This is a genomic window from Pontibacter sp. YIM B11418 (genome assembly GCF_059278805.1).
Genome location: NZ_JCAEMH010000005.1, coordinates 137490 through 164309 on the forward strand (window position 1 = coordinate 137490; position 26820 = coordinate 164309).

Sequence of the window (26820 nt, forward strand, 5' to 3'; positions counted from 1 at the left end):
CCTGCTTTAAGGTAAAAAAACCAGCATGCCGTCATCCCACATCGTAAATCATATACGGCGTGTTAACCGCTTTCCCAACCCCTACTATGAATATAAAACAAGTCCACCCCGCTCTGCTTCAACAACACCTCAGAATCAGTTTGCTGCTGTGCATACTTTGCTTTTTCAGCTGCCGCGGCAACAGCGACGAACTGCGCTTGAAAAGCAAGAACTTTGAGCAGGAAATAGCCCGGGAGCAGAACCTGGTGTTCACCTTCGATAAAGATTTAGTCGGTGACTCGCTCCTGAACCAGTGGGACACGATTCCATACCTGAACCTCACGCCAAAGGTGGCCGGAAAGTATAAGTGGACAGCGCCGAACGAACTGGTTTTTTCGCCGGACAAGCCTTTTGCCCCGACAACCAACTACAAAGCAGAACTAACCGAAAACCTTCTCCGCCACGCGGCGGAGAAGTATACTATACCTGCCGGGCAGGGGATCACCTTCCATACCCCCTACCTCAGGCTGCAACAGGTCAAAAGCTATTGGGTGGCAAACGAGAACAGCCCGAACCAACTGGAGGCCAGCCTGCAATTGGATTTTAATTACCCGGTGCTTTTCCAGGAATTGCGGGAGCATTTAAAAGTATACGCCGGCACCAAAGAACTGCCCATCGAATTAACCAGCGGCAACCGCGACAACATCACCATTCGCGTAAAGAATGTAGAGGGGCAGCAGGAGAAGGAGATTCCGCTGCGTTTGCATATTTCCCAAGGCCTGAGCGTGGCCGGCAGCACCAACCAAACCGACCAGACCATCGAGCGTGACATTTTGCTGCCCAGTCGCCAGCGCATGATGGTGACAGAAGTAACTACCGCTTTGGAAGAAGGTCAGGAGCGCATTTATATTCTCACCACACAACCTGTTACCAACAGCAACGTTGGCAACTTAATAGAGGTCAGTCCGCGCCGTGAGTATACCGTGGAGCGCCTGCAGAACGGCCTGGTGCTGAAGGGAAATTTCAACCAGAGCAGCACCTATACACTAACCCTCTCCGGCGACCTGGCAGGTATGGAAGGCAAACCGATGGGCCAGCCTTACCGGCACAGCGTTACTTTTGCCGACACACAGCCCGGCATCAGTTTCGCCAACGCCAAAAGCATTTACATCAGCAGCCAGGGTGCCCGCAACATTGCCCTTAACCTGAACCAGGTGCCGCGCATTAAAGTGAGCATCAGCAAGGTATACGAAAACAACATTCTGCACTACCTACGCGAGGGCAAAATGTACGACGGCTACTACGACGAAGCGACGGAAGAATACTACTCCAGTTCCTACTACGATGTGAACGAGAACAACGGCAACACGCTATTTGAGCGCGAGTACAGCACTGAAAGTCTGCGCAAGCAAGGCAGTTCATACCTGCTCAACCTCAACCTGCACGACCTCGATTTCGATAGTCAGTTTAAAGGTTTGTATGTGATCACCGTGGCCAGCACCGACAAAAACTGGCTGAAGGATTCCAAGATCGTGTCGGTTTCGGATATCGGTTTGATCGCCAAACAGGGCAAGGATGAAGTAGTGGTTTTTGCCAACTCTATCCGCGAGGCGACAACGATGGATGGGGTGGAAATTCACTTCATCAGCACGAACAATCAGGTGGTGCACAAAGCCACTACTGACAAAGATGGCGTAGCCCGTCTCAGCAACACCAGCCAGACAACGCCGGATTTTAAGATCGGGATGATCACGGCCCGCAAAGGAGATGACTTTAATTACATGCCTTACAGCCAGACGCAGGTGAATACTTCCCGTTTTGAGGTGGGCGGCAAACGCCTGAACGAACTCAACTACGATGCCTTTATCTACGGCGACCGCGACCTCTACCGCCCCGGCGACACCATCCATGTCAACACCGTGGTGCGTACACCGGATTGGAAAACAGTGGCCGGACTTCCCATCAAAGTAAAACTGCTGCTGCCCAACGGCAAAGAATACCGAAGCACCAAAGGTAAACTCAACAAGCAGGGCGCCAGCGAAACCAGCTTTATACTGAACGGGGCCGCTGTGACGGGTACCTATACCCTAGAAGTGTACTCGGGAAACGACGTGCTGCTCAACGCAAAGAAAATAGGTGTAGAAGAGTTTATGCCCGACCGCCTGAAAGTGACTGCAGCCCTGAACAAGGAAACTTACAACGCAGGCGAGAAACTTATCTTGAACCTAACTGCGCAAAACCTATTCGGTCCGCCGGCTGCCAACCGCAATTACGAAACACAGCTCAGCCTCAAAAAGAAAATTTTCGAAGCCAAACGCTATCCGGATTTTACCTTCGACATTCATACCTCTGGCTCCATCAACATCCAGACCAGCACTCGCCAGGGCCAGACTGATGCGCAGGGCAAAGGACAAGAGGTGTTTGAGTTGGAGAATTTCCAGGATATCGGCTTGCTGGACGGTTCACTCTATACCACGGTTTTTGATGAGACAGGTCGCCCGGTAAACCGCCTCAACAAATTTGACGTGAGCACGCAGCAGGCCTTTTTCGGTATCAAGAACTTCGATGAATACGTGAGCACCCGCCGCGCCATGAACATTCCGCTGATCGCGCTTAACCGTGCAGGTAGTCCCATTAATACCACAGCCCGCGTGCAACTGGTGCGCTATACCTACGAGTCGGTGATTGAGCGTCGCAGCGACGAATACAACTATAAATCGCAGCGCAAAGAGAACGTCATCGTTAGCCAGAACATCGCTATCCCTGCCACCGGAGCCACGTTCAATTTCACGCCTGTTTCTTCCGGTCAATACGAAATACGCGTAATGCGGCCGGGTGCCCACAACTATGTGGCGCAGGAATTCTATGCCTACGGTTGGGGCGATACTGAAAGCACTTCTTTTGCCGTGAACACGGAAGGCGAGGTAGACATTTCGCTGGATAAAGAAAAATACGAAGTAGGTGACGAGGCAAAAGTGCTGTTCAAATCGCCGTTTGCAGGCAAGATATTGGTGACCGTGGAGCAGAACAAAGTGCTCAGCTACTACTACCTCAAAACCGACAAAAAAGCCGCCTCGCTTACCCTGCCGATCAAGGACGAGCACCTGCCAACGGCCTACATCACGGCCATTGCGCTGCGCCAGGTAAAAGACAACCAAATGCCGCTGACCATTGCCCGAGGGTTTAAACCTTTAGCGGTTACAAAGCAAAGTACGCAGCTGGCTGTTGCTATACTTGCTCCTGAAACTTCCCGCTCCAGTAAGGTGCAGCAGGTTAAGGTGAAAACAGCTCCGAACGCAGAAGTTACGCTGGCCGTGGTAGACGAAGGCATCCTGCAGATAAAGGATTACCAGACACCCGACCCGCACGGATTCTTCTATCAGAAACGTGCACTGGAAGTTGCCAGCTATGACCTATACCCCTACCTGTTCCCGGAACTGGGTGCACGCTCCAGCACCGGTGGCGACGGGTATGATCTGGCAAAACGCATCAATCCGCTCACCAACAAACGGGTAAAACTGGTGTCGCTATGGAGCGGGCAGTTAAAAGCAAATGCCAGCGGCGAAGCGACTGTAAACGTACGTATACCTGAATTTTCGGGCGCAGTCCGCATTATGGCCGTGGCGTATAAGGACAATGCTTTCGGTTCTTCTGAAAAGATGATGCGTGTTTCGGATCCGGTGGTGATCAGCACGGCTCTCCCCCGTTTTGTGAGTCCGCGCGATACAATATTGGTACCGGTAACGCTAAGCAACACCACCACTACCAAAGCCACAGCGGCCAGCACCATTTCGGTGACAGGCCCTTTGCGTATAGTAGGCGAAACCAGGAAATCAGCAGGTATAAATCCGAACGCCGAGGCGCAGGTGACTTACAAACTAGTGGCTACACCTGCCATTGGTCAGGCTACGGTGAAAGTAGCGGTCAATGCCCTAAACGAGCAGTTCTCCAGCAACACCGACATCACGGTTCGCCCCATCGCCCAGCTGACTAAGGTAACTGAGGCCGGCAGTGTAAAAGATGGCGCCACGGCCAACATCAAGCTGGCTAACGATTTTATACCTTCGTCTGTGTCGGCTAAGCTCGTGCTGAGTCGTTCGCCGCTGGCGCAGTTCACCGACGACATTACCTTCCTGCTCCGCTACCCGCACGGTTGCCTGGAGCAGACCACTTCCACGGCTTTCCCGCTTTTATACTACACCGACCTGGCCCGTTCGCTGAACCAGGATCAGAAGAGCCGCACCTTCAACCCGAATTACCTGGTGCAGGAGGCCATCACTAAAATTGAGCTGATGCAGCAGTACGATGGCGGCTTTACCTACTGGCCCGGCGCCACCTACACCGACTGGTGGAGCAGCACTTATGCCACGAACTTCTTGCTGGAAGCCAAAAAAGCCGGGTTCCCGGTGACGCAGGAGGTGTTGGACAAAGCCCTGCGCTATCTGCAGCAGAAGGTCAAAGGCAAGGCCATGGAAGAATACCGCTATTACGATGCCAGTCGCCAGGTGCAGAGCAAGTACATCGCGGCCCGCGAAACCACCTACTCTCTGTACGTTCTAGGTATAGCCGGCAAGGTAGATTGGTCAACGATGAACTACTACAAAGCCAAACCCGAATTGCTGTCGATTGATGCAAGGTATATGCTGGCCAGTACTTACGCCCTGAACGGCAGTCGCGAGAGCTTTAACCAGATCCTACCCCGCTCCTTCTCCGGCGAAACTTCGGTGCGTGCCCTTGGGGGCAGTTTCTACTCCCCGATCCGCGACATGGCGATCTCGCTAAACAGTTTACTGGAAGCTGACCCGGATAATCCGCAGGTTGGAACGATGGCACGGCACTTATCGGATGAACTTCGCTCCAAACGCTGGTACAACACCCAGGAACGTGCTTTTGCGCTAATGGCTTTAGGCAAGCTTTCGAGCAGAAACCAGGGCGACCAGACAGCGCAGGTATACCAGAATGGCAAAGTGATCGGCACTTTCTCAGGCAAGGACCTCACGCTAACGAGCAACATCGGCAGCGGCCCGATCAGCATTCGGGGTAAGGGAACAGGCACTTTATACTATTTCTGGGAGTTGGAAGGCATCAGCCAGAGCGGGGATGTGAAGCGCGAAGACAATTACCTGCAAGTGCGCAAAACGTTTTTCGACCGCAACGGCCGGGAGATCACCAACAACACGTTTAAGCAAAACGACCTGGTGGTGGTGCGTGTGGAACTGCAGTCGCTGGATGGCAGAAGTATGCCGAACATCGCCATCACAGACATGCTACCCGCCGGTTTCGAAATCGAAAACCCACGCCTGATGACCGCCCGCGAGTTTGGCTGGATTGAAGCCCAGAAACCCGCCACCCCGGACCACATCGACATCCGTGACGACCGGATCAACCTTTACGCCACTGCTAAACCGGAGCCGCAGTATTTTTTCTATCAGGTGCGCGCGGTATCAAAGGGTACGTTCCAGTTAGGCCCTATTGGGGCTGATGCCATGTATAATGCGGAGTATCATAGTTATTCGGGGGGAGGGGTTGTTACTGTAAAATAGTATTGTCCTAGCAGTGTTGTCATTTCGAACGCAGAGAGAAATCTGAAATATTTTGAGGTCATGAAATGATCCAGATTTCTCTCTGCGTTCGAAATGACAAAGACGGAGGTTAATACTCCTGGACTTCTGTATTAAGTGGTATCCAATGTGGATTGGTGCTATTAATCAAAGCGTCTTTCTTATCCCGACTCCACTTCTTTAGCTCTTTTTCGCGTGTTATGGCGTGTTCAACTGAGCTGAAGCGTTCGTAATACATCAGGAGATGGCAGAAGTACTTTCCAGCAAATGTTGCAGGATTACCTGCATTTTCACAATGCTCTTCCACTCGACGGGCAATATCATTGGTTACGCCAATGTATAAAGTAGTTTTCTTCGGATTGGTTAAAATGTATACAAAGTAATTGTGAAATATCATCAGTAGTAATTCATTTTTCAAACTACAAAAAGTAATCCGAATAAATTCATAACCCAAAATGCCAACACAACAACCAAAGTATAACCCAAGCCAGCGGCTGCTAAAGTATAGCAAGCCCTTGCCCAGGTATACTTTATACTTTGTGCTGACACTTTGCCTTACCTTAGTTATACTCAACTACCTCTACCCGCTTAAAGTAAACATCTCTTACTCCCCCGTTATCACAGCTTCGGATGGGAGCGTGATCAATGCTTTTCTGAGCCGGGATGATAAGTGGCGGATGCAGCTGGAGCCGGACGAAATAAGCCCGGTGCTGAAACAGGCAGTATTGCTGAAGGAGGACAAATACTTCTATTATCACCCGGGCATTAATCCCTTCGCCATCACGCGGGCGCTTGCCAACAATATTTTTCAAAATAAAAAAACTTCCGGGGCATCTACCATTTCCATGCAGGTGGCCCGTCTGCTATACCCGCAGCGGCGCACTTATGCCAACAAGCTTTACGAGATGTTCAGGGCGCTGCAGCTGGAGTGGTATTACAGCAAAGACGAGATTCTGCAGCTATACCTGAACCTGGTGCCTTTTGGTGGGAACATCGAAGGTGTAAAGGCGGCTTCTGTTTTATACTTTCAACAGTCGCCCAGGCAGCTGAGCCTGGCGCAGGCGGTCACGCTGACGGTTATTCCGAACAAACCTTCCTCGCTGCGGATCGGTGAGCAGAACGAGCGAATTGTGGCCTTCCGGAATAAGTGGCTGCGCTATTACCTGGCACAACAGGCATTTCCCGCTGCAGAAATTGAGGACGCTTTGCTGGAGCCTCTGGAAGCGCGCCGGCAGGAAGCGCCGAAAGTAGCGCCGCACTTTGCTTACCGCATGTTCCGCAGGTATAAGAATCAGGCCATCATTAAAACCACGCTGAACCGGCAGGTACAGGAAAAAGTGGAGCAACTGGCCTACAACTACATGCAGCGGCTTCGCCACCTGAACATCCACAACGCGGCGGTACTGGTCATCAACAACCAAACAAGAGCGGTAGAGGCCTACCTGGGTTCTGCCGATTTTAACGATTTTGCGCACCACGGGCAGGTAGATGGCATTCGGGCAGTTCGCTCGCCGGGAAGTACTTTAAAGCCGTTCCTGTATGCCACCGCTTTCGACAAAGGCACGCTTACGCCTAAAACCGTCATCACCGATGTACCCGTGGACTATGCCGGGTATCGTCCGCAAAACTACTTTGGCAACTACAACGGCAACGTCACCATAGAACATGCCCTGGCCACTTCGCTCAACGTGCCCGCCGTGAAGGTGCTCGACCAGCTCGGCGTTTATACTTTTGTGCAGAAGCTGAAGCAGGCAGAATTTTCGCAGATGAAGCAGATGGGCCACCAGCTCGGACTTTCCCTGATTTTAGGAGGATGTGATGTAAAACTGGAAGAGCTAACCTTGCTTTACGCCGCTTTGGTCAACCAGGGAAAGTATAGCCCTGTCAAGTGGCTGCAACAGGATACCACGCAAGCGGAAACGCAGCTGCTTTCGCCAGCATCGGCTTACATGGTGGGCCAGATTCTGACGCAGCTCACCCGCCCCGATCTACCGCACAATGCTCACAACAGCCCGAACCTGCCTAAGATCGCCTGGAAAACCGGCACCTCTTATGGCCGCAAAGATGCCTGGAGCATTGGCTACAACAAAAAGTACACGGTGGGCGTGTGGGTCGGCAATTTCTCCGGCGAGGGCGTACCCGAACTCAACGGCACCGACTCAGCCACTCCCCTGCTTTTCGACATCTTCAACAGCATCGATTATAACTCCTCCGACGGATGGTTTCAGCAACCAAAGGGCATTGGTTTAAGAGCAGTATGCGCCGAAAGCGGCAATCCGGCCAACAGCTTCTGTCAAAACCAGGTGCTCGACACCTTTATACCTGGCATCTCCTACACGCAAAAGTGCAGTCATCTGAAAAGAATTGCTGTCTCCGCTGATAAAAAGTATAGCTATTGCACCAGTTGCCAGCCGGCGACAGGCTTTGTGCAACAGTTATATCCAAATCATGCTCCGGAGCTACTCACGTTTTACGATGCCGAGCGCATACCCTACCAGCAGATTCCGGCACACAACCCAACGTGTAGCCGCATCTTTAAAGAGCACGCTCCGGTTATCACCTCGCCAGCTGCAGGTATGGAGTACCTGCTAGAGCAGGAAGAGCGCCAGCAACTGATGCTGCACAGCAACACGCACAACGAAGTAAATCAGGTATACTGGTATATCAACGATCAATTCCTCAAGGCCACAGGGGTTAACGAGAAGGTATTTTTTGAGCCGCGAAAGGCCGGAAAGTATAAAATCTCCTGCACTGATGACCAGGGCCGGAATACGGACAGCTATATCACAGTGAGGTTCTTGTAGGTATACCGTTCAGGCGTACTCACAAGTAGAGCAGGCGTTCGCCTTTAATGTAAGCTTTGTTGTGGAGGTAAAAATGGGTTGTGATTATGGCTTTTTTGCGGTGTGTCCTATTTTGGTCCTGTAGTGTGTCCCCGATGCGCATAAAAGGAGTTAACAAACGGTAAAACAGAAAGGGGTAAGTCAAGCGAAAAAGCCCGAAAACAACAACGCCAGACCGTTTTTGACGATCTGGCGTTGTGTGAAAGTGATCCCGTTTGGATTCGAACCAAAGACCTACTGCTTAGAAGGCAGTTGCTCTATCCAGCTGAGCTACGAGACCAGCGTCCTTAGGAGAGCGTTAGCTCTACCCTTAAACAAAAAATTTCGGAATTGCTTCCGAAATTTTTTAAGTCGGGGTGGCAGGATTCGAACCTACGACCTCCACATCCCAAATGTGGCGCGATACCGGGCTACGCTACACCCCGAACTATGCTTCCAACTCCGGTCAGCGATTGTGTCGCTGTTAATGTTGAACGCGGTGCAAAAGTAAGCGAAGAATTTAAATTGTCAAAACATTTTCAATTTATTTTTTCCGCTTGCGGAGGAGGGGGGATTCGAACCCCCGGTACCGTTTCCAGTACGGCAGTTTAGCAAACTGCTGGTTTAAGCCACTCACCCACCCCTCCGGGTCTCACCCTGCTGATGAGATTGCAAACATACTACATTAAATTTGCTCACACAATAGCATACCCCAAAATTTTAGCAAACAAACCCGCCTGGCATACCTCTAAACTCCCTTTTCTAAAACTAACTACCTGATTCTATTCAGCTTTCTGATGCCAGAATTTTTTAAAATAATTTAACCTGACTCCCTCTTTGCACTATGCCACACGGCATCTGCTCCGCCACCTATACCTGTATCTGCTTTCCGCGCCACGCAAAAGCCCTGTACATTGGCATTCCTTTCTTATATTTGTCATCGGGCAATTGCCTGATTCTGCTCAACATGACCTGGTACCAAACGCTAACACTGCTCGAAATCCTATTCGGCATCCTCTTCCTGGGCCTGTACATCGGGTATCTGTGGCGGGTGCAGAAGGTATCGGCTTTTTTTGGGCAGCGCCCCCACGGCGTCTGGGTAAAGTTCGTGCTGCGACATGCCTACGTGGTCCTGCTCATCATTGCTATACTCGGTCCCTCCTTTGGGGCCATGAAAAAAGAGATCAAAACCATCGGCAAGGACATCTACATCGCCGTGGACCTTTCGGCCTCTATGGATGCCAACGATGTGCAACCCTCCCGCCTGGAACGGTCCAAACGTGATATCATAAGACTGATCAGCCGCTTCAACTCTGACCGTATAGGCCTGATCGTATTCGATTCGGAAGCTTATCTGCAAAGTCCCCTTACCTACGACCAGCAAGCCCTCACGCTCTATACCCAAACCTTGCGCACGGGTCTGCTGCCGCATGGTGGAACCAGTTTTATACCTGTACTGGAACTTGTGTCGCAAAAATTCGGACAGGCAGCTTCGCCGGAGGCAAGTGAACAAAAGGCCCGCATCCTGGTGCTCATCAGTGACGGGGAAGATTTCGGAGGCCGTACCTCTGACTGGGCTGACAGGCTACGCGAACAAAATATACGGGTATTTGCTCTGGGCATCGGCACCACAGACGGTACGCAGATTCCGGTTGGTGCTTCTTATAAAAAGGATCCGGAGGGCAATCCTGTCGTTACGCGTCTGCACCCCGAGGGACTGGAGCAACTGGCAGATGCGACTGAAGGCGAGTACTTCGAAGTAAACGGCCGTATCAGCGAAGTCAGCCGCCTCATCAACGCCATCAACAACATAGAAGGGGAGCTGCGCGAAAGCAAAACCATTGATGTAACCGCTAACAAATACATTTACCCACTGGCCCTGGCCCTGGTCCTCATCCTGCTTGATCTACTTATCACCGTTAAACTGATCAGGATATGAAGGCATTCGTGGCGGTTATACTGTTTATCGGGTTTCTGTCGGGGGGGCTGCGCTCTATCTCGCTCATGAACGAACACGCAGACCTGGCTGCGGCGGCTTATAAGCGCGGCGATTACATTGAAGCTGTGGCTTCCTACGAATATCTGCTCGAAGACCTCGATGTACAGGATGACCAGGTACGGCTTAACCTGGGGCATGCTTATTTCCGGATAGGTGAGCTACAGAAAGCGCAGCAGCAGTATACCTTGCTGGCCAACCATGCCACCCGCCACATCAAAGCGGTTTCGCTTCTACAGCTGGGTGCTATTTCCGCGCAAAGCAAAAAGTACAAGCAGGCCCTCTCCTACTTTCGCCAAACGCTGATCGTGGAGCCGGGCAATGAAGCGGCAAGGTATAATTTCGAGCTGATCCAGAAACTACTGGAAGAGCGCCCTGAACTGGCCCGGGCAGAAGAAGACGAAGACTTGCCTGCCGATCAGCAAGCAGCCCAAAACCAACCGAAACCGCAGCAACAGAAACCCGAAGAGGAAGAGCAGGTGGAGCAGCCCCGCAAAAACCCCGACAGCGAAGGCGACCAGGAGGCCGAAGTAGACAAACCCGAGCAAGATGACCAGGGGCAGCAGCAAGAGCAGGGAGGAGCGGGTCAGGAGCAGGATGGAAAGGAAAATGGCAAGTCGGCTGAGAAACCAGAGATCAGCGGTCAGGAACCCGGCGAGACGCAAGGCATGAACCCCGAGAGCAACTTCGACCCGAAACGGCCGGAGCGCAGCCGTAGCGCAGAACCGCTTTCTGATGCAGAACTACGGGCACAGACCAGAAATAACCGGCTGCAACAGCACAACATCAACCCCGAAAAGGCCCGCCTGATGCTGGAAGCCATGCGTAGCGCAGAACAACAGTATATCCAGCAGCTACCCAAAAAAGCGACCCGGAAACCTGACCCTACCAAACCGGATTGGTAAGCACTTATTTGGAAATTAAAAACCGATTGGTATATTTTGCGTATTCACTAGCATGATGGATACAGCCTTATCTAAATCGGAACGCACACGCCAGCTCATTATAGCGCAGTCAGCTCCCCTCTTCAACCAGAAGGGCTTTGCCGGCACGTCTATGCAGGACATTATGGCTGCCACCGGGCTGACGAAAGGAGGAATTTATGGTCACTTTGAGAGCAAAGAGGAAATTGCCCTGGCTGCTTTTGAACATGCTTCCGGCATCATCACCCGTATGATCGGAGAGCGAATAGCAAGTAAAGAAAGCGCTTCGGATAAGCTGCAAGCTATTCTGCAGTTTTATAGAACTTACCTTTTTTCGCCTCCTGTGCAAGGTGGTTGCCCTGTTTTGAACACGTCAGTTGAAGCTGATGATACCAATCCCCTGCTGCGGGCCAGTGTTGTCAAAGTGCTTAACCGGCTTCATAAGGCCGTCGCCAATATTGTACTGCAAGGTATAGCGAGTGGTGAGTTCAGACCGGAAGCGGACGCACAGAGGTTTTCTATTCTGTTTGTGAGCATGATTGAAGGCGGCGTGATGGTTTCAAAAGCCTACGGCGATAACAAATACCTCAACGTTGTCATTTCTCAGTTGGAGCACATGCTTGAGTCTGAATTATTAACCTGATTTTTTTTAACCTTAAATAAACCGATCGGTCTTTTTTAAAAGTCAATTTCTATGAAAAAAGAGTATGCCAAAGTATTGGAAAGTAAGGCCCTGATCCGCTTCGAGGACTGCGACCCATTTGGTCACCTGAACAATGGCCGCTACATCGATTACTACCTGAATGCCAGGGAGGATCAGCTGCGCGACAACTATGATCTGGACATTTATGCACTGGGGAAAACGACTGGCAAGGCCTGGGTGGTTGCCTCTAACCAGCTCGCTTACCTGCGTGAAGTGAAGTTTATGGAAACGGTGACGATCAGGACCTGTCTGCGTTGGTATAGCAGCTCTGATCTGATGATGGAAGGCCAGATGGTTGACCCGAAAACAGGTGCGATCATCTCGGTGATCTGGACGCGCTTTACTTACGTCGACATACGCAAAGGTCAGAAAGCAGAGCACAGTGAAGAGCTCACAACCCTGTTTAGCAGCGTGGCAATATTGGGGGAAGGAAAACCTGCAGAGTACTTCGAGGACCGCGTAAAAGAACTGCGAATGGCGCCTGTGCTACAGCCGTAAAACAAGGTATGCCGGCCAGGCAAAAAAGCTCGTCAACAATAATTCGTGACCTCGTCAAAACATAGTTTTGGAATAGGAGTATAAGGAACTCATAGCACAAAATATAACTATGAAAACGGGCAGCTAGTAATAGCTGCCTTTGTTTTTTTAGACTGCTGACGAGCCTGCTTTAAAGCCTGGCATTGGGGGTATGCGCTACCTCCAGCACAAAGCCATTCGGGTCAAGAAAATCGACGGTATAGTAACCTGCGCTGTAGTGCGGCATCTCTAGTGGACCCCGGATAATGTCAGCGTTTTGCAGGTGCAACCACGCTCCCACCGCATCTACCACCTCCGGGCTAATGGCATGGAAACAGATATGCCGCACACCCAGACTTTCATGAAGGGCGATTGGCATTTCTTTGAAATAGATTTCGTGCTGCCCGCTGCTAAAAGAAGTTTGGTTGAGAGCATACCAGCCAATCAAAGGGAATAATTCGCTATAGAACCGCACCGATTCCTCCAGGTTTTTCACCCAGAATTCGATATGGCTGATGCCGGGGCCGTAGTGGTTATTCATCTTTAGAGCTGCTTTGCTCAAGGTATAAGATCTAGCTGTTTTCCAGAATTTCCTTTAGCTTTTTCAAATCCTTGCCATTGGCTTTACGCATCATGGATGCCATAAAAGGAGCGAACGCTTTCGAGATCCCGGACGGCTGACCTGCATTGCGCAGGGTCATGTGTGTGCTGTCAGAATCGATCGCCTCCCAGGTATAGGTGGTTTCAATCGGGAATGGTCCTTCGGCCGTTCGCATCACCATTTTTTGCCCTGGAACATAGCTTACAATTTCGTAGGTATAGGCGAGTCTTCGACCCAGAAAGTGAGCGACGAAAGCGACCTGCGAACCAACTACCAGGGGCTTCGACTTCTTCCATTCCACCGACTTGATATTATCATACCACACCGGCGCATTATCCGGATCTGCAGCATAAGATGACACTTCGAAAAGTGGCTTGTTAATATCTATTTCGGTGAAGATCTCTACCATATAATTCTTACGCCTGCCCGCTTATTTTCGCCTACTGATTAAGCTTTTCTTACAAACTCAGACTTGAGCCCCATAGACCCGAAGCCATCTATTTTACAGTCGATGTTATGATCACCGTCAGTCAGGCGAATGTTCTTTACTTTTGTTCCCGCTTTCACTGGTTTAGGTGCTCCTTTTACCGGCAAATCTTTTATCACCACAACCGTGTCGCCGTCCTGGAGTTGGTTACCGTTTGCATCCACTACTTTCAAGCCTGCTTCTTGTTCCTCTTCAGCCGGATTCCATTCGTTGCCGCATTCCGGACAAGCGTAAAGTTCTTCGCCCATCGCATAGCCGTAAGGTGAACTACATTTAGGGCACTGTTTCAATTCTTCTGACATAATAGTATTTTTTTATTCCTGTTTTGCTTTCGTAAAATTGAGAGGGGAATGCCTGTTCCGTTTCACTGTTTTCACAATGCATTCACACAGCTATACCTCACCTAAAGCGAAGATACAAACATTCCATCACTCCTTGCCTTTTCTTTCTTCCATAAAAGGGCAATCGCCTGAACTGCATTGCGTATACTTGCGCAAATAGAACGCAGCATGTCTACTAAACCAGAAGCACATTACCGGAAATTGGAAAAACTATACCTGAGCGCCAATGTACAGCAGTTGTTTAGTGGCAGCGATATCGGGGTGGCGTATGGCAAGGCCGAGATTACGCTTCCGGTAGATCCAAAATACTTTCATGGGGCTCAGGCTATCCACGGGGCAACCTACTTCAAACTGCTCGATGACGCCGCCTACTTTGCTGTAGCCTCACTCGTAACGGATGTGTTTATCGTGACATCTTCGTTCCAGATCAATTTGCTGCGCCCGGTAAATTCCGGCACCCTGAGAGCCGTGGGCACGGTGCGATCTGTGGGCAAAAGTCTGTTTGTAGCAGAGGCTACCTTGTATAATGAACGCGGTAAGGAAGTAGCTTTCGGGACCGGACAGTTTATGCGGACTGCTCAGCCATGGGAGAACCTGGAACATTATGTATTGGTAACCGATAAGTAGAAACTACATCAACACCTTTTTTGATCGTTGCGGTCACCTCTCTTTCATTCACTCTCGTAGTGGCATCGGATCTCCATTCCCGCACGGTACACATGCCGGAATTCCTCTCTGCATTTCGCACTAATGAACTTTGCAATATAAATTTCATAATATATTCATAGTCTCACTTTGTAAGCTATTCCAATACACTGGATTTTCCATTCACGAGTTATTTATAGCCGTTCACATTAAATATCAGTGCTTTACCACCCTGTTTATAAACAATTTTGCAGTTCAGCAATTGTATACCGTATATATCTCACTTATAAAAAAACTAATAAAATTATGAAAAAATCTATCCAGAAAACCTCAGCCTTTGCAGCAATTGCTGCCATTCTTTTTTCTTTCAACTCCTGTGAGCAGGCTGATGTGGCACCAGATGCGGGATTGGCTGCCCAGGGTGTGGACGAAGCACATCAGACAAACTCTATGAACCTGAATAAAACGTACACGGTGCATCTAATGGAGCTGAACAATTCAGGCGTTAGTGGTACGGCGACAATAGATTTAAACGGAGATGTGATCGATGTGAATTTGGAGGCCTCCGGTCTGACACCTAGCATGGAGCACATGCAGCACATACACGGCTTTATGGACAACAATAAAAATGCGGTTTGTCCTCCTATGTCTGCTGATAAGGACGGCGATGGATTGATCAGCCTGGTGGAAGGTGTACCTTTTTACGGGCCGGTGCTGGTTGCCTTAACTCCTTACCCAACAGCTGACGCAGCTGGTATGGTCAACTTCATGAATGACTATGGTATTTCAAGAGTAGTTAGATCGCTACAGAATAACGTAATTGTGCTGCACGGCATGTATGTAGATGGTGTATATGACGCAACTATACCTGTGGCTTGTGGTCAGATCAAGGTGATGAACAGCGGCAAGGGAAATAAATAACCTACGGTATGTTTAAAACAAAAAGGGGAGCAGCCGGCTGGCTGCTCCCCTTTTTTATGATTGTTGGTCACATTTACTCCTTCGGAGCAGAAGAGACCTGCGGTTCCGTCAGTTCAAAACCATAGTCTTTGCCCTTGAGCAAAGTCGGCACGCCCTGGTCCATCCACTTCGGAGCCGGAGCGCCTTTCAGGTAGTGGTCGAAGAACTGCGACATACGTACCGACAAATCTTTGCGGTTTTTGCGCTGCACCAGGTTGTGGTCTTCGCCATTGTACACGAGCATCCACACCGGTTTCTCCAGACGGCGCAGCGCCATGAAGAATTCGATGCCCTGGTACCACGGCACAGCACCATCCTGGTCGTTGTGCATGATCAGCAAAGGTGTTTTTACGCGGTCGGCAAAGAAGAGCGGTGAGTTCTCGATAAACTGCATCGGCTTTTCCCACAGTGTACCGCCAATGCGGCTCTGCGTGCGTTCGTACTGGAACTGACGGCTCAGGCCTGTACCCCAGCGTATACCGCCATAAGCACTCGTCATGTTCGACACCGGCGCGCCGGCCATCGCAGCCTTAAACATGTTGGTGCGGGTCACCATGTAGGCGATCTGGTAACCGCCCCAACTCTGCCCCTGCAGCGCCATGTTCTTATCATCCACGAAGCCTTGTGCCACGACGCTCTGCACACCCGGTATGATGCAGTCCATGGCGCTCTCGCCCGGATAACCCTCGGTATACACAATATCCGGCACAAACACTAGGTAGTCGTTACTCACGAAGTACGGAATGTTGATGGTAGAAGCGCTTGGTGCAGGTATACGGTGGTTGTGCATGCCATCGGAGGAGCGCTCGTAGAAGTACACCATCATCGGATACTTTCGCTTCGGATCGAAATTCTCCGGCTTATACAGCAGTCCTTCCAAAGGTATACCATCCGTCGATTTCCAACTCACCAGTTCTACATTGCCCCACAGGTATTCGTTCATCTGCGGGTTGGCATCGCTCAGTTTCTCCACATTGGCAAAGCTCAGGTCGGAGGTATAGAGATCGTTGTACTCCCGGAAAGAGCCGCGGCGGAATGTGGTACGATCGCTGTTTTTAGCTTTCTTAAATGAGGTATAGCCGTGCGGGGTCATCACCAGTTTTTCCGGCTGTGCTGTTTTGCTCACATAATCGCGGAAGAAACCGGAGGACTTGTCAGTCAGGGTGAAGGCGCTCAGGTATAGCGTGGCATCGACAGGTATAAATTTCTCTTCGTTGTCGAGTTGTTCGTAGCGCAGACGCAGTTTGTTGGTACGGCCATACTTGTCGGTCAGGTTCTCAGGAGCTTTTTTGCCACTTGGGTCTAGCTTCCAGATGTCGAAGCGGTCGTACACCAGAAGAGCGTTGTCCTTTTCTACCCAGCCAGCCGCTCCGTAAGAACCTGGTAGGGCAGGCACGTCATTGTCCTCTTCATAAAATGGCAAACCGATGCGCTTGGTCAGGTTAATGTTAGCTCCGCCTTTGGTTGTCATGGCGTGCCAGCTGCTGTCGGTTGGCTCGTACCAATATACGTAAGCACCCTGTGGCGACAGGCGCGGCATCCCTCTTGTTTCTTTCAGGATCTGCTTGGCTGTTCCTTTTTTCAGATCGATCAGGTAGGCGTCTTTGCGGGTTGGGGTGTCATACCCGATAGTTACTTTGTACTTCTCATCGCTCACACCAAGTGCTACGTCTGCCTGGCCATAAGCGTCCAGGTATACATCAGGCATTTCGAGGGTGGCAAGCTGCTGCATTTTCTTTCCGCGCAGGTCATACATGGCCAGGAAAGAGCGCTTCTGGTCGCGGTTCAACTGTTTGAGCTGCATCGGCTGGATCAGCGGATCTTTGTAACCCCAAATGTCGAGGTTCACCTTTTCCTCCTCGAGCTTGGTAGTGTCTTTTTCGAAGTGGGTCGGGCGCGGGAAAGTGCCGAAGAACAAACGACGGCCATCTTCTGAGAAGCGCAGATTGCCATGCTCACTCACCATCCAGGCGGCAGGCATTCCTTTGGTTACTGTATCGGCCAGCGTAACCGCTTTGTTGTCTTTCTTGTTCCAGTGGTAGAGGTTAAAATAGCGCAGTTCCGCTCCTACCGTGTCCATGGACGCAACATAGGCCAGCTGCTCGCCTGCTTTGTCGGTGCTGATGCCTGTGTAAGTCACCTTGCCCGTGTCGATCGGCATCACTTTGAGGTCGGCTGTGCTGAAAGCGTAAACTCCGACCGTGTGCAAAGAGTCAAGTTCGTCTTTCACAAAATACAGCATGTTACCTTTTTCAGCGAACACGTAATCCACCACGCGGTTGAAGCGGTGCTCTTGTCCACTTTGCAGGTTACGCACAACCAGCTCTGTGCCTTCTGACTTCTTCTGCTTTAGCTTGGAGGCTGGTTTTGAGGCAGTTGCTTTTAAAGCCTCAGTTTTCGGAGTCTCAGGTATAGCAGGTTCTGTTTTGGCTTCTCCTTTTTTAACTGCTTCCTTTTTCGCCGGAACTGGTTTCTCCAATTGATAAGCTACCCAGTTGTTTCCCTCCTTTGGCAGCTTGTAGGATTTCACGCGTGGCACTTTCACCACACTCATGTTCTCCAGTGCCACGATCGCCAGGGAGTCCTTCGGCAGGTCATCGCCTTTTTTCTTCTTCAGCTTGAGCGCACGTACGGTGTTATATTCCGGCTTGATCTGGAACACGGCATAGCGACTATCGTTAGTAAACTCCGCTTTGGTGCCGCGGGCGAACTCCCGCATGGCCTTGCTGGCGTAGTTTCGGATGTAGAGGGCGCCATCGCCTTCCTGCGGATCGACGTTAAAAAGCACGTACTGGCCGTTGTTAGAGAGCTTGTCTCCGGCCACGCCTTTCCAGCTGTCGTATACGTCGTGGGTGAGTGGTTTTTTGGTGGCTTGCTGTTGTGCCTGCGCCTGACTGAGGCCGGCTCCGAACAACGCCATCAACAATAAGAATTTCTTCATTGTAAAAGGTTTGACTATCGGTTAGCGGTTTTGATTGGTTCTCTAAATGTACAAATTATTTTGCGCTTGCGCGCGTTATAGCTTTAGAGGTTGCTCTATCAAGAAGGTTTAAAGTCGCAAGGTTTCGCAGCAACATTTACATGCTGTGAATCCACTTTCCAAGGATCAACAATTTAACAATGAAGTCATTAAACCATTCATAGGTCATTTACCTAACGATTGTTTGGTTTTCCGCTCGAATCCTGATAATTTCACACTATAAAACTATTAGACACAATCTTATGCAAACGAAAGAAGTTTATATAATCTCGGCTGTGCGTACCCCGATCGGAAGCTTTGGCGGCGCTTTGGCCAGCCTTTCTGCCACAGAACTGGGAGCAGCCGCTATCAAAGGTGCGTTGGAGAGAGCCGGTGTTGATAAGAGCTTAGTACAGGAAGTGATCATGGGCAACGTGCTGTCGGCCAACGTGGGTCAGGCTCCTGCGCGTCAGGCGGCTGTAAAGGCGGGTCTGGGCTATGAAGTAGAGTGTACGACTGTGAACAAGGTATGCGCATCGGGTACAAAGGCGATCATGTTTGCGGCGCAGGCCATCATGCTGGGTCACAAAGACATCATTGTGGCAGGCGGTATGGAGAGCATGTCGAACGTGCCTTTCTATCTGGACAAAGCTCGCTTCGGTGCGAAGCTGGGTCACGGTCAGATGACGGATGGCTTGCTGAAAGATGGTCTATGGGATGTGTACAATGACTTCCACATGGGCAATGCCGCTGAGAACACGGCCCGCGAGATGAAGATCACCCGCGAGATGCAGGACGAGTACGCGATCAGCTCTTACAAGAAATCAGCCGCTGCCGCCGAGGCCGGTATGATGAAGGACGAGATCGTGCCGGTTGAAATTCCGCAACGTGGCAAAGACCCGATCGTAGTGTCAGAAGATGAGGAATATAAGAAAGTGAGCTTTGATAAAATAGCCGGCCTGCGCCCTGTGTTCGACAAGGCTGGTACTGTTACGGCTGCCAATGCCTCTACGCTGAACGACGGAGCCGCTGCGCTGTTGCTGATGAGCAAAGAGAAAGCAGAAGAACTGGGCGTGAAGCCGATCGCCAAGATCCGTGGCTTTGCGGACGCCGAGCAGGATCCGATCTGGTTCACGACGACACCATCACTGGCTATACCTAAGGCGCTGAAAAACGCCGGCGTATCGCCTGAGGAGGTAGATTTCTACGAGATCAACGAGGCCTTCTCGGTAGTATCGATTGCTAACAACCAGAAACTTGGTCTGGAAGGCGGTAATGTGAACGTGTTTGGTGGTGCCGTATCATTGGGTCACCCACTGGGTGCTTCCGGAGCCCGCATCGTGACGACGCTTTGTAACGTGCTCGACAAAAAAGGCGGCAAGATAGGCGTAACCGGTATCTGCAACGGCGGCGGCGGTGCTTCTGCCTTGGTGATCGAGAAAATGTAATCTCCGCTTTGCGGTATATTTTTTGCAGGAAGCCCTACGTTATTCGTAGGGCTTCTTTTTTGTACCTTGCCTGAATATTAAACTGTTTCCCATATTTTTAGTGTTTATCCATTTTAGACTGATATGTCATTAGAAACCGAATTGGCCAACTTCTGGGAGTGGGCCAACATGACGCCCGACACTTATAACAATGAAAGAGGATTGGGTGAGTGGGAAGCCGAGTATCCTGGCTGGGAAGCTTTGTACAAAGCATCCGACGAAGCGCTGGAGCAACTCAACCAAGAATTCAACCACGATCTGGCACAACAGCTGGTGTATGCGCTGGCCATCGACAACGAAGCGGGTGTGGTGCTAAAAATTGTAGAGGAGAAGCTAGCAGACCCGCTCCGTTTTGTACGGAAGGCCATCTTTTCTGATCAACCACAAGCCAAGTGGCAAATGGCCGAATTGCTTGGTCATGTGGAGGTCGAAGGCCGCGAGAAAATGTTGCTACAATTGATTGACGGCGAAGACAAGTATGTGGTCCGTCGTGCTTTGCTGAGCCTGAACAAAGTGAACCGTGCCAAGGCGATGGAACTAGCACAGCAATACGTAAGAGATGCTGACCCGTTTTTGAAGTTAGTAGCAAAAGAAATTACCAAAAAGAAGGTATAGCCTTCTACCCTATCACCAGAAAGATATTAGTACCCATGCCAAAATTGCCATTCATCCTATCCGCTGTTTTGTTGATCAGTTCTGTAGCTTTCGGGCAGGCGCAACGCAAAGTAGTCACCTACCACGACGAGTCCATGACGAGCGTAAAAGAGGTATACTACATGACGCCTGATTCAGCTATTGTGGGCTACTACAACCGCTATTACCCGACTGGTGAGCGGGAGGCGTTTGCCAAATTTGTGGAAGGCAAAAAGGATAGCGTGTTTACCGAGTACTACCAGAACGGACAGCCCCGCATGCAGGTAACCTATGTGCAGGATCAGAAGCAGGGACCTTTTAAAGCGTTTCATCCGGATGGGCGCTTACTGCAGGAAGGCAGCTACGACAAAGACCAGCAGAGCGACGTGTTCAGGACGTTTTACGCCGATGGCAAGGTGCGCAAAGAGACCAATTTTGTGAACGGTTTCCCGGAGGGACTGGTGCGCGAATTTTACCCGAACGGCAAGCTTAAATCGGAGATTACCTACCAGAACAGCCAACAGAACGGTCCGGCTAAAACTTACTTCGAAAACGGCAACCTGGAGACCGAGGCCACTTACCGCAACGGTATGCTGGAGGGTTCTTACAAAACGTATTTCGACAATGGTCAGCTGGAGACAGAAGTGATTAATGTGGCGGGTCAACGCAACGGCACGTTCAAGAGCTATTACCGCAGCGGCAAACTGAGCACCGAGGGAAGTTTCGCATCAGGCAAGATGCACGGACCGTCCAAAGCTTACTTCGAGAACGGCAACCTGCGTAGCATGATCACTTACCGCAACGGGCAGGTACAGGGGCTTTCGCAGGTATACTTCGAAGATGGCAAACTGAAAGAAGAAGGACAATACAGCAACAACGGTGATGACCGCAGGATCACAACCTACTACCCTTCCGGCAACATAAAAGCCGAGGAGCAATACAAAAACAAACTACGCACCGGAAACTGGAAAGCTTACTATGATGCACCCGGCAAAAAAGTAGAGGTAGCTGAAACCTACAACGCCGACAAACTGACGGGCGAGCGCATTGTTTACTATGAAAATGGCCAGGCCAAAGCGAAGTATACCTACGGCAAAGGCGACGGCAAAATCGTGAGCAGCCAGGAATTCTATGAAAGCGGCAAATTAAAGTCTGAGACGAGCTATAAAGATGGTCTGCGCTTCGGTCCTTATAAGCAGTACTTCGAAGACGGCAAAGTAGAAGTAACCGGTCAGCATCGCAACAACAAAGCCACCGGTACCTGGAAATACCACAACCCAGAAGGCAAGGTATACAAGACCCGCCTTTACCGAAATGGTGAGGTTGTGGAAGAGAAACAGAAGTAAGCTTTACGAAAGGTATAGGAAAATCCCCTGCTTGTCGAAGTGGGGGATTTTTTGTTTTCAGCGGTAAAGCAACTATTAAAATTTTTTTATATTTAGCTATACATTCAATTCAACCGCGCGTAGATGAAAAAGCACTTCCTGTTGTCCCTTTTGGTAATCCTTTCATGTCAGGCTTTCGGGCAAGAAGCAATCAGGAAATATGTACAGTCTAACGCTATACCTATTCAATCCATTGAAGCAAACTATGCCGACGACACTGACCTGGAGGAAATAGGGAAAGCGATAGGTGATGCCCGGATTGTGATGCTCGGTGAACAGGACCACGGCGACGGCGCCACCATGCAGGCAAAGTCACGGCTGGTGAAGTACCTACACGAGAAGAAGGGATTTACGGTGCTGGCTTTTGAAGGCGATTACTTTGGCCTGACGGAAGGTTGGGAACATGTGGAGAAAGATAAACCGAACATAAAGCGCCTGCTGCAACAAAATTTGCACGGGGCTTGGCCTTTTTGCCAGCAATGCTCCGATTTATTTTACGACTATATACCTGCTACTCACCAAACAGATAACCCGTTGCAAATAGCTGGCTTTGACAATCAGTTAGTATATAAATATACGATTGACAGTCTGTCTATACGAATTGACAGATACCTGAAGACTCAGAACATACCTTACCTGCAAGATGAAACATATTCCAGTTTTTTTAAACCAACGGTGCATGCCCTGACAAAGCCGCAGTTAAGGAAGCCTTTGATTGGAAACAAGCAGACGCTTATTCGTTTCCATGATACGGCAGAAAAAGTGCTTTCTCAACTTGATAAGGCTGAAAAGACATCTATGGATTACATGTTAATTAAAAACCTAAAAGAGCATGCAAAACAGCTTAGCATAGAGGACTATCATCCTTCAAATGTAATACGAGACAGGCAAATGGCAGATAATCTACGTTGGCTGGCAGACATAAAATACCCCGACGCCAAAATAATCGTTTGGGCAGCCAACGCGCATGTCATGAAGAATGCAAACACAGCATTGAAGTACAAACAGTATGCGCACGATTGGATGGGCACCGTTTTTACAAGTGACAGCCTCCGCAATGCACAAACCTATGTGCTGGGTTTCTCCTCAAAATACGGAGCGTATAAGCGGGTTGGCCAACCTAAAAGTACCCGCGTCCTGAAGCCTTTGAAAAACAGTTTTGAGACTTGGATGGATGATAAGCTTGCATATGCCTTTATCGACTTCAAACGCTTTAGGAAAGAAAATCCCTCTTTTTCTAAACACTTCCCGATGAAAGGGCATGGACAACAACACGATGTAGGAATATGGACCGAAATTTACGATGGTATTTTTTATATCCGAGACATGACACCTTGTGACAATCTAAGCGTCCAATGAATGCATCTATCTTTACTATAACGAATAGTTCGAAACCACTTGAAACTTCGGACCGAAACTAATCACCCATGCTCTTCCGCGAAGCCACAACCTCCGACATCCCCCAACTCCAGCACATCCGCCACTCGGTAAAGGAAAACATCCTCTCTGACCCGACGCTGGTAACCGATGAACTCTGTGCGCTATATCTGACGGAGCGTGGAAAAGGCTGGGTTTGTGAAGTAGAGGGACAGGTAGTGGGCTTTGCTATCGTCGACCTGCAAGACTATAATGTGTGGGCCTTGTTTCTGCTGCCGGAGTCTGAAGGACAAGGTATAGGAAAGCAACTGCACCGCATCATGCTCGACTGGTATTTTCAGCAAACAACAGAAACCATCTGGCTGGGTACAGATTCCGGTACCAGGGCCGAAGCTTTTTACCGAAAGCAAGGCTGGCGCGAAATAGGCATACACAGCCGTTCCGAGATCAAATTTGAGATGCGCTACGACGAGTGGCTGGCTCAGAAAAAGTCCTGAACAGTTCACCTCCTTTTAAGTCTACGTCCCGACTTTTGCCCGGCATCTCCCGTATAGACGAATCATTTTTAACCAACCAAAACCGATTCGCTATGCTGGAAGAGCTATGGTATAAAAACTCAATCATCTACAGTCTCGATCTCGAAACCTTTATGGACCTGAACGGCGACGGGGTGGGCGACTTCGAAGGACTTGCTCGTCGCCTGGATTACCTCAATGCTATGGGCATCGACTGCATCTGGCTCGCCCCTTTCCAGCCCTCTCCCAACAAAGACAACGGCTACGACATCTCCGACTATTACGGGGTGGACCCAAGGCACGGCTCCAGCGGTGAATTTGTGGAGTTCATGCATCAGGCCAAAAAGCGCGGCATCAAAGTGATCATCGACCTGGTTGTGAACCATACTTCTGACCAGCACCCTTGGTTTCAGGATGCCCGCAGCAGCGAAAACGCACCATACCGCGACTGGTATGTCTGGAATAAAAAGAAACCGTCTGACTGGAACGAAGGTATGGTATTTCCCGGCGTACAGGACTCTACCTGGTCCTACGACAAAAAAGCCAAATCCTGGTACTACCACCGCTTTCACCATTTCCAGCCCGATCTGAACTGGGATAATCCGGATGTACGCGCTGAGATAAAACGCATCATTGGTTTTTGGCTGGAGCTGGGCGTAGCTGGCTTCCGTGTGGATGCCGTTCCATTCATGATCGAATCGCCTGAGCCGAACACCAGCAAGCACGAGCTCAACTTCGATTACCTCCGTGAAATCCGCCGCTTTGTACAGTGGCGCCGGGGAGATGCCATCTTGCTGGGCGAGGCCAACGTGCTGCCTGAAGAAAACAAAAAGTATTTCGGCAAAGAAGGGAATGGCATTCACATGATGTTCAATTTTTATGTGAACCAGCATATGTTCTACGCACTGGCTACCACCGAAATTGATCCGCTGATCGAAGCACTTGAGGCCACCCGCACCAACTTCCCGAACGTGCAGTGGGCACACTTTCTGCGCAACCACGACGAACTGGACCTGGGCCGCCTCACCGACGAGCAACGCGAGAAGGTGTTCGCCCGGTTCGCGCCGGATGAAGATATGCTGCTCTACGAGCGGGGTATACGACGACGCCTATCTACCATGCTGGGCAACAGACAGCAAAGCGAGCTGGCCTACAGCCTGATGTTCTCGCTGCCCGGCACCCCCGTGATCCGCTATGGCGACGAAATCGGCATGGGTGACGACCAGAGCCTGAAGGAGCGCGATGCCGTGCGCACCCCCATGCAGTGGACTGACGACCACCAGGCTGGTTTCTCGAAAGCCGACAAGTTAGTACATCCTGTCATCGACAAAGGCCCTTACTCCTATCATCACGTAAACGTCGAGAACCAGCGCCGCGACCCAAACTCGCTTCTGAACTGGATGACTGCCCTAATCCGGCTTCGGCAAGAGTGCACGGAGATTGGCTGGGGTGAATGGCAAATCCTCAAGACAAACAAGCCGACGGTGCTCTGCATGCACTACAGCTGGCAAGGCAGCTCACTGATCATTTTGCACAACTTCGACGAGATGGTCCACGAAGTTGTACTCGACCCGAAACAGGAGAGAAAAGACAACCAGGAAAAAGAGCACAAGCTGATTGACCTGATGGTGAGCTATGAAAGCAAAGCTGATGCGAAAGGCAGGCACTACATCACTTTGGACGCATACGGCTACCGCTGGTTCCGTGCCGGCGACCTGAGTCATTTGCTGAAGAAGAGTTAAGTTTTATGGCGCGAGCATCCTCGCCCGCGCCATACCCCATACCTTACTGCCCCTGCAGGTCGATATCGTCTGTAGGCAGGATCTCCACTCGTACGCCCATTTTCTTCTGGATGATCTTGAAGTGGTGCGCATCCTCTGTCGTAATCAGCGAAATAGCTTCGCCGGAGGCCTCGGCGCGGCCCGTACGACCGATGCGGTGCACGTAGTCTTTCGGAGAGCGGGGCAGTTCGTAATTGATCACATAAGGCAAAAACTTGATGTCTATACCCCGGGAGGCAAGGTCGGTGGCTACCAATACGCGGAGTTTGCCCGCTTTGAACTGACGGAGTGCCTCTGTCCTGCCGCCCTGGCTCCTGTCGCCGTGAAAGGCTGCTGCTTCTATCCCATGCTTCTTGAGCTTGCCCACCACATTGTCGGCCGTCCGGATAGATGAAGCGAACACCAGCACTTGTTGCATGTCGTGTTGCCGGATGAGGTAGCGCAGCAAAGGTCCTTTCTTTTCAGGATCCACTTGATAGGCCACCTGCTTGATCAGTTCCGGCACGGAGGCTTCTTCCTGCACCATCACCCGCACAGGGTCTGACAGTAACCTGGCAATCAGGTCTTCTACATCCTGACTCAGGGTAGCCGAAAACAACAGATTTTGCCGCCTGGCTGGCAACATGGAAAGCAGCTTGTTCATCTCCTCCTGAAAACCCAGATGCAGCATCTTATCGGCCTCGTCCAGCACCAGCGTTTCCACTTCCGAAAGGTGCACCGCCTTCTGCTCGATCAGGTCGAGGAGGCGGCCAGGTGTAGCAACCAGCACATCGGTGCCGCTCAGCTTCATCATTTGGGGATTGATGGAGATGCCACCATACACTGCCAGCGTCTTCACTGGTCTGTCAAGCTCCTTACCGAAAGCCCGGAACACCTCTTCGATCTGCACCGCCAATTCGCGGGTAGGTACGAGCACCAGCGTGCGCACATAGCGGTTGCGGCCGGCTTGCTTCTTCTGGTACATCTCCAAAATAGGCAGCGCGAAACTGGCTGTTTTGCCGGAACCCGTTTGCGCTATACCTAGCAGGTCCTTCCCTTTCAGAATGGCAGGTATAGCCTGCGTCTGTATCGGATAGGGCGCGGTATAGCCCTGGGCTTGGATGGAACGAAGAAGTGGCGCCGAAAGGCCCAGTGCGGAAAATGACATAA

General features: G+C 50.6%; 20 protein-coding genes and 3 tRNA genes. 14 read left to right on the forward strand and 9 right to left on the reverse strand.

All coding sequences use genetic code 11. From position 1 onward, the window contains the following. Positions 1 to 86 precede the first annotated feature (86 nt). On the forward strand, positions 87 to 5522 hold the full coding sequence (locus tag AC4QZR_RS13435) for an alpha-2-macroglobulin family protein (RefSeq protein ID WP_494481379.1): 5436 nt from the start codon (positions 87 to 89) through the stop codon (positions 5520 to 5522). A gap of 109 nt (positions 5523 to 5631) precedes the next feature. Here AC4QZR_RS13435 and AC4QZR_RS13440 read toward each other — a convergent pair whose 3' ends face one another. Continuing rightward, on the reverse strand, positions 5632 to 5958 hold the full coding sequence (locus tag AC4QZR_RS13440) for a GIY-YIG nuclease family protein (protein WP_494481380.1): 327 nt from the start codon (positions 5956 to 5958) through the stop codon (positions 5632 to 5634). Between the two features lie 37 nt (positions 5959 to 5995). Here AC4QZR_RS13440 and pbpC point away from each other — a divergent pair, with 37 nt between their 5' ends. Further along, on the forward strand, positions 5996 to 8344 hold the full coding sequence (gene pbpC, locus AC4QZR_RS13445; RefSeq protein ID WP_494481381.1) for a penicillin-binding protein 1C: 2349 nt from the start codon (positions 5996 to 5998) through the stop codon (positions 8342 to 8344). Positions 8345 to 8589: 245 nt separating this feature from the next. On the opposite strand, the gene AC4QZR_RS13450 is transcribed toward pbpC, so the two are convergent. From AC4QZR_RS13450 to AC4QZR_RS13460, 3 genes are all read right to left on the reverse strand, one after another. Continuing rightward, positions 8590 to 8663 (reverse strand) — tRNA-Arg (locus tag AC4QZR_RS13450). 71 nt (positions 8664 to 8734) lie between these two features. Continuing rightward, positions 8735 to 8808 (reverse strand) — tRNA-Pro (locus tag AC4QZR_RS13455). 114 nt (positions 8809 to 8922) lie between these two features. Next, positions 8923 to 9009, reverse strand: a tRNA-Ser gene (locus tag AC4QZR_RS13460). Positions 9010 to 9206: 197 nt separating this feature from the next. Between AC4QZR_RS13460 and AC4QZR_RS13465 the strand changes: the two genes are divergently transcribed. Genes AC4QZR_RS13465 through AC4QZR_RS13480 form a run of 4 tightly spaced genes read left to right on the forward strand, consistent with a single transcriptional unit; the run spans position 9207 to position 12482 of the window. Beyond that, positions 9207 to 10301: a vWA domain-containing protein gene (locus AC4QZR_RS13465; RefSeq protein WP_494481382.1), complete on the forward strand. Its 1095-nt coding sequence runs from the start codon at positions 9207 to 9209 to the stop codon at positions 10299 to 10301. Then, positions 10298 to 11263 carry an aerotolerance protein gene (locus AC4QZR_RS13470; RefSeq protein ID WP_494481383.1) on the forward strand — a complete coding sequence of 322 codons (966 nt, stop codon included), beginning with the start codon at positions 10298 to 10300 and terminating at the stop codon, positions 11261 to 11263. The genes AC4QZR_RS13465 and AC4QZR_RS13470 overlap by 4 nt, the downstream gene beginning before the upstream one ends. A gap of 52 nt (positions 11264 to 11315) precedes the next feature. Beyond that, complete coding sequence (locus AC4QZR_RS13475) at positions 11316 to 11924, forward strand: TetR/AcrR family transcriptional regulator (protein ID WP_494481384.1); 609 nt, start codon at positions 11316 to 11318, stop codon at positions 11922 to 11924. A 51-nt stretch (positions 11925 to 11975) separates the two neighbouring features. Next, the gene (locus AC4QZR_RS13480; RefSeq protein ID WP_494481385.1) at positions 11976 to 12482 is read left to right on the forward strand and encodes an acyl-CoA thioesterase; all 507 of its coding nucleotides are present in this window, start codon (positions 11976 to 11978) and stop codon (positions 12480 to 12482) included. Between the two features lie 169 nt (positions 12483 to 12651). Here AC4QZR_RS13480 and AC4QZR_RS13485 read toward each other — a convergent pair whose 3' ends face one another. The 3 genes from AC4QZR_RS13485 to AC4QZR_RS13495 are packed head-to-tail and all read right to left on the reverse strand — an operon-like array spanning position 12652 to position 13890. Continuing rightward, a complete protein-coding gene (locus AC4QZR_RS13485) occupies positions 12652 to 13041 on the reverse strand; it encodes a VOC family protein (protein ID WP_494481386.1) in 390 nt (129 codons plus the stop codon). 31 nt (positions 13042 to 13072) lie between these two features. After that, entirely contained in the window at positions 13073 to 13510 is a 438-nt protein-coding gene (locus AC4QZR_RS13490) for an SRPBCC family protein (protein WP_494481387.1), read from the reverse strand. A gap of 38 nt (positions 13511 to 13548) precedes the next feature. After that, positions 13549 to 13890, reverse strand: a complete 342-nt coding sequence (locus AC4QZR_RS13495) for a zinc ribbon domain-containing protein YjdM (protein ID WP_220624703.1) — start codon at positions 13888 to 13890, stop codon at positions 13549 to 13551. A gap of 207 nt (positions 13891 to 14097) precedes the next feature. Between AC4QZR_RS13495 and AC4QZR_RS13500 the strand changes: the two genes are divergently transcribed. Continuing rightward, on the forward strand, positions 14098 to 14556 hold the full coding sequence (locus AC4QZR_RS13500; protein ID WP_494481388.1) for a PaaI family thioesterase: 459 nt from the start codon (positions 14098 to 14100) through the stop codon (positions 14554 to 14556). A 324-nt stretch (positions 14557 to 14880) separates the two neighbouring features. Then, the gene (locus tag AC4QZR_RS13505) at positions 14881 to 15495 is read left to right on the forward strand and encodes a hypothetical protein (protein WP_494481389.1); all 615 of its coding nucleotides are present in this window, start codon (positions 14881 to 14883) and stop codon (positions 15493 to 15495) included. Positions 15496 to 15568: 73 nt separating this feature from the next. Here AC4QZR_RS13505 and AC4QZR_RS13510 read toward each other — a convergent pair whose 3' ends face one another. Beyond that, positions 15569 to 18475, reverse strand: a complete 2907-nt coding sequence (locus tag AC4QZR_RS13510; protein WP_494481390.1) for an alpha/beta hydrolase family protein — start codon at positions 18473 to 18475, stop codon at positions 15569 to 15571. 281 nt (positions 18476 to 18756) lie between these two features. Between AC4QZR_RS13510 and AC4QZR_RS13515 the strand changes: the two genes are divergently transcribed. The 6 genes from AC4QZR_RS13515 (at position 18757) to AC4QZR_RS13540 (ending at position 25632) form a co-directional block, all read left to right on the forward strand. Beyond that, on the forward strand, positions 18757 to 19941 hold the full coding sequence (locus AC4QZR_RS13515; RefSeq protein WP_253403274.1) for an acetyl-CoA C-acyltransferase: 1185 nt from the start codon (positions 18757 to 18759) through the stop codon (positions 19939 to 19941). 123 nt (positions 19942 to 20064) lie between these two features. Continuing rightward, positions 20065 to 20595 carry a hypothetical protein gene (locus AC4QZR_RS13520; RefSeq protein WP_494481391.1) on the forward strand — a complete coding sequence of 177 codons (531 nt, stop codon included), beginning with the start codon at positions 20065 to 20067 and terminating at the stop codon, positions 20593 to 20595. Between the two features lie 35 nt (positions 20596 to 20630). Further along, positions 20631 to 21959 carry a toxin-antitoxin system YwqK family antitoxin gene (locus AC4QZR_RS13525; protein WP_494481392.1) on the forward strand — a complete coding sequence of 443 codons (1329 nt, stop codon included), beginning with the start codon at positions 20631 to 20633 and terminating at the stop codon, positions 21957 to 21959. 123 nt (positions 21960 to 22082) lie between these two features. Then, positions 22083 to 23357: an erythromycin esterase family protein gene (locus AC4QZR_RS13530; RefSeq protein WP_494481393.1), complete on the forward strand. Its 1275-nt coding sequence runs from the start codon at positions 22083 to 22085 to the stop codon at positions 23355 to 23357. 68 nt (positions 23358 to 23425) lie between these two features. Then, positions 23426 to 23872, forward strand: a complete 447-nt coding sequence (locus AC4QZR_RS13535; protein ID WP_494481394.1) for a GNAT family N-acetyltransferase — start codon at positions 23426 to 23428, stop codon at positions 23870 to 23872. Positions 23873 to 23964: 92 nt separating this feature from the next. Continuing rightward, positions 23965 to 25632: an alpha-amylase family protein gene (locus AC4QZR_RS13540; RefSeq protein WP_494481395.1), complete on the forward strand. Its 1668-nt coding sequence runs from the start codon at positions 23965 to 23967 to the stop codon at positions 25630 to 25632. Between the two features lie 43 nt (positions 25633 to 25675). Here the strand turns inward: AC4QZR_RS13540 and AC4QZR_RS13545 are convergent, their stop codons facing one another. Further along, positions 25676 to 26818, reverse strand: a complete 1143-nt coding sequence (locus AC4QZR_RS13545; RefSeq protein ID WP_494481396.1) for a DEAD/DEAH box helicase — start codon at positions 26816 to 26818, stop codon at positions 25676 to 25678. Between the last annotated feature and the right edge of the window lie 2 nt (positions 26819 to 26820).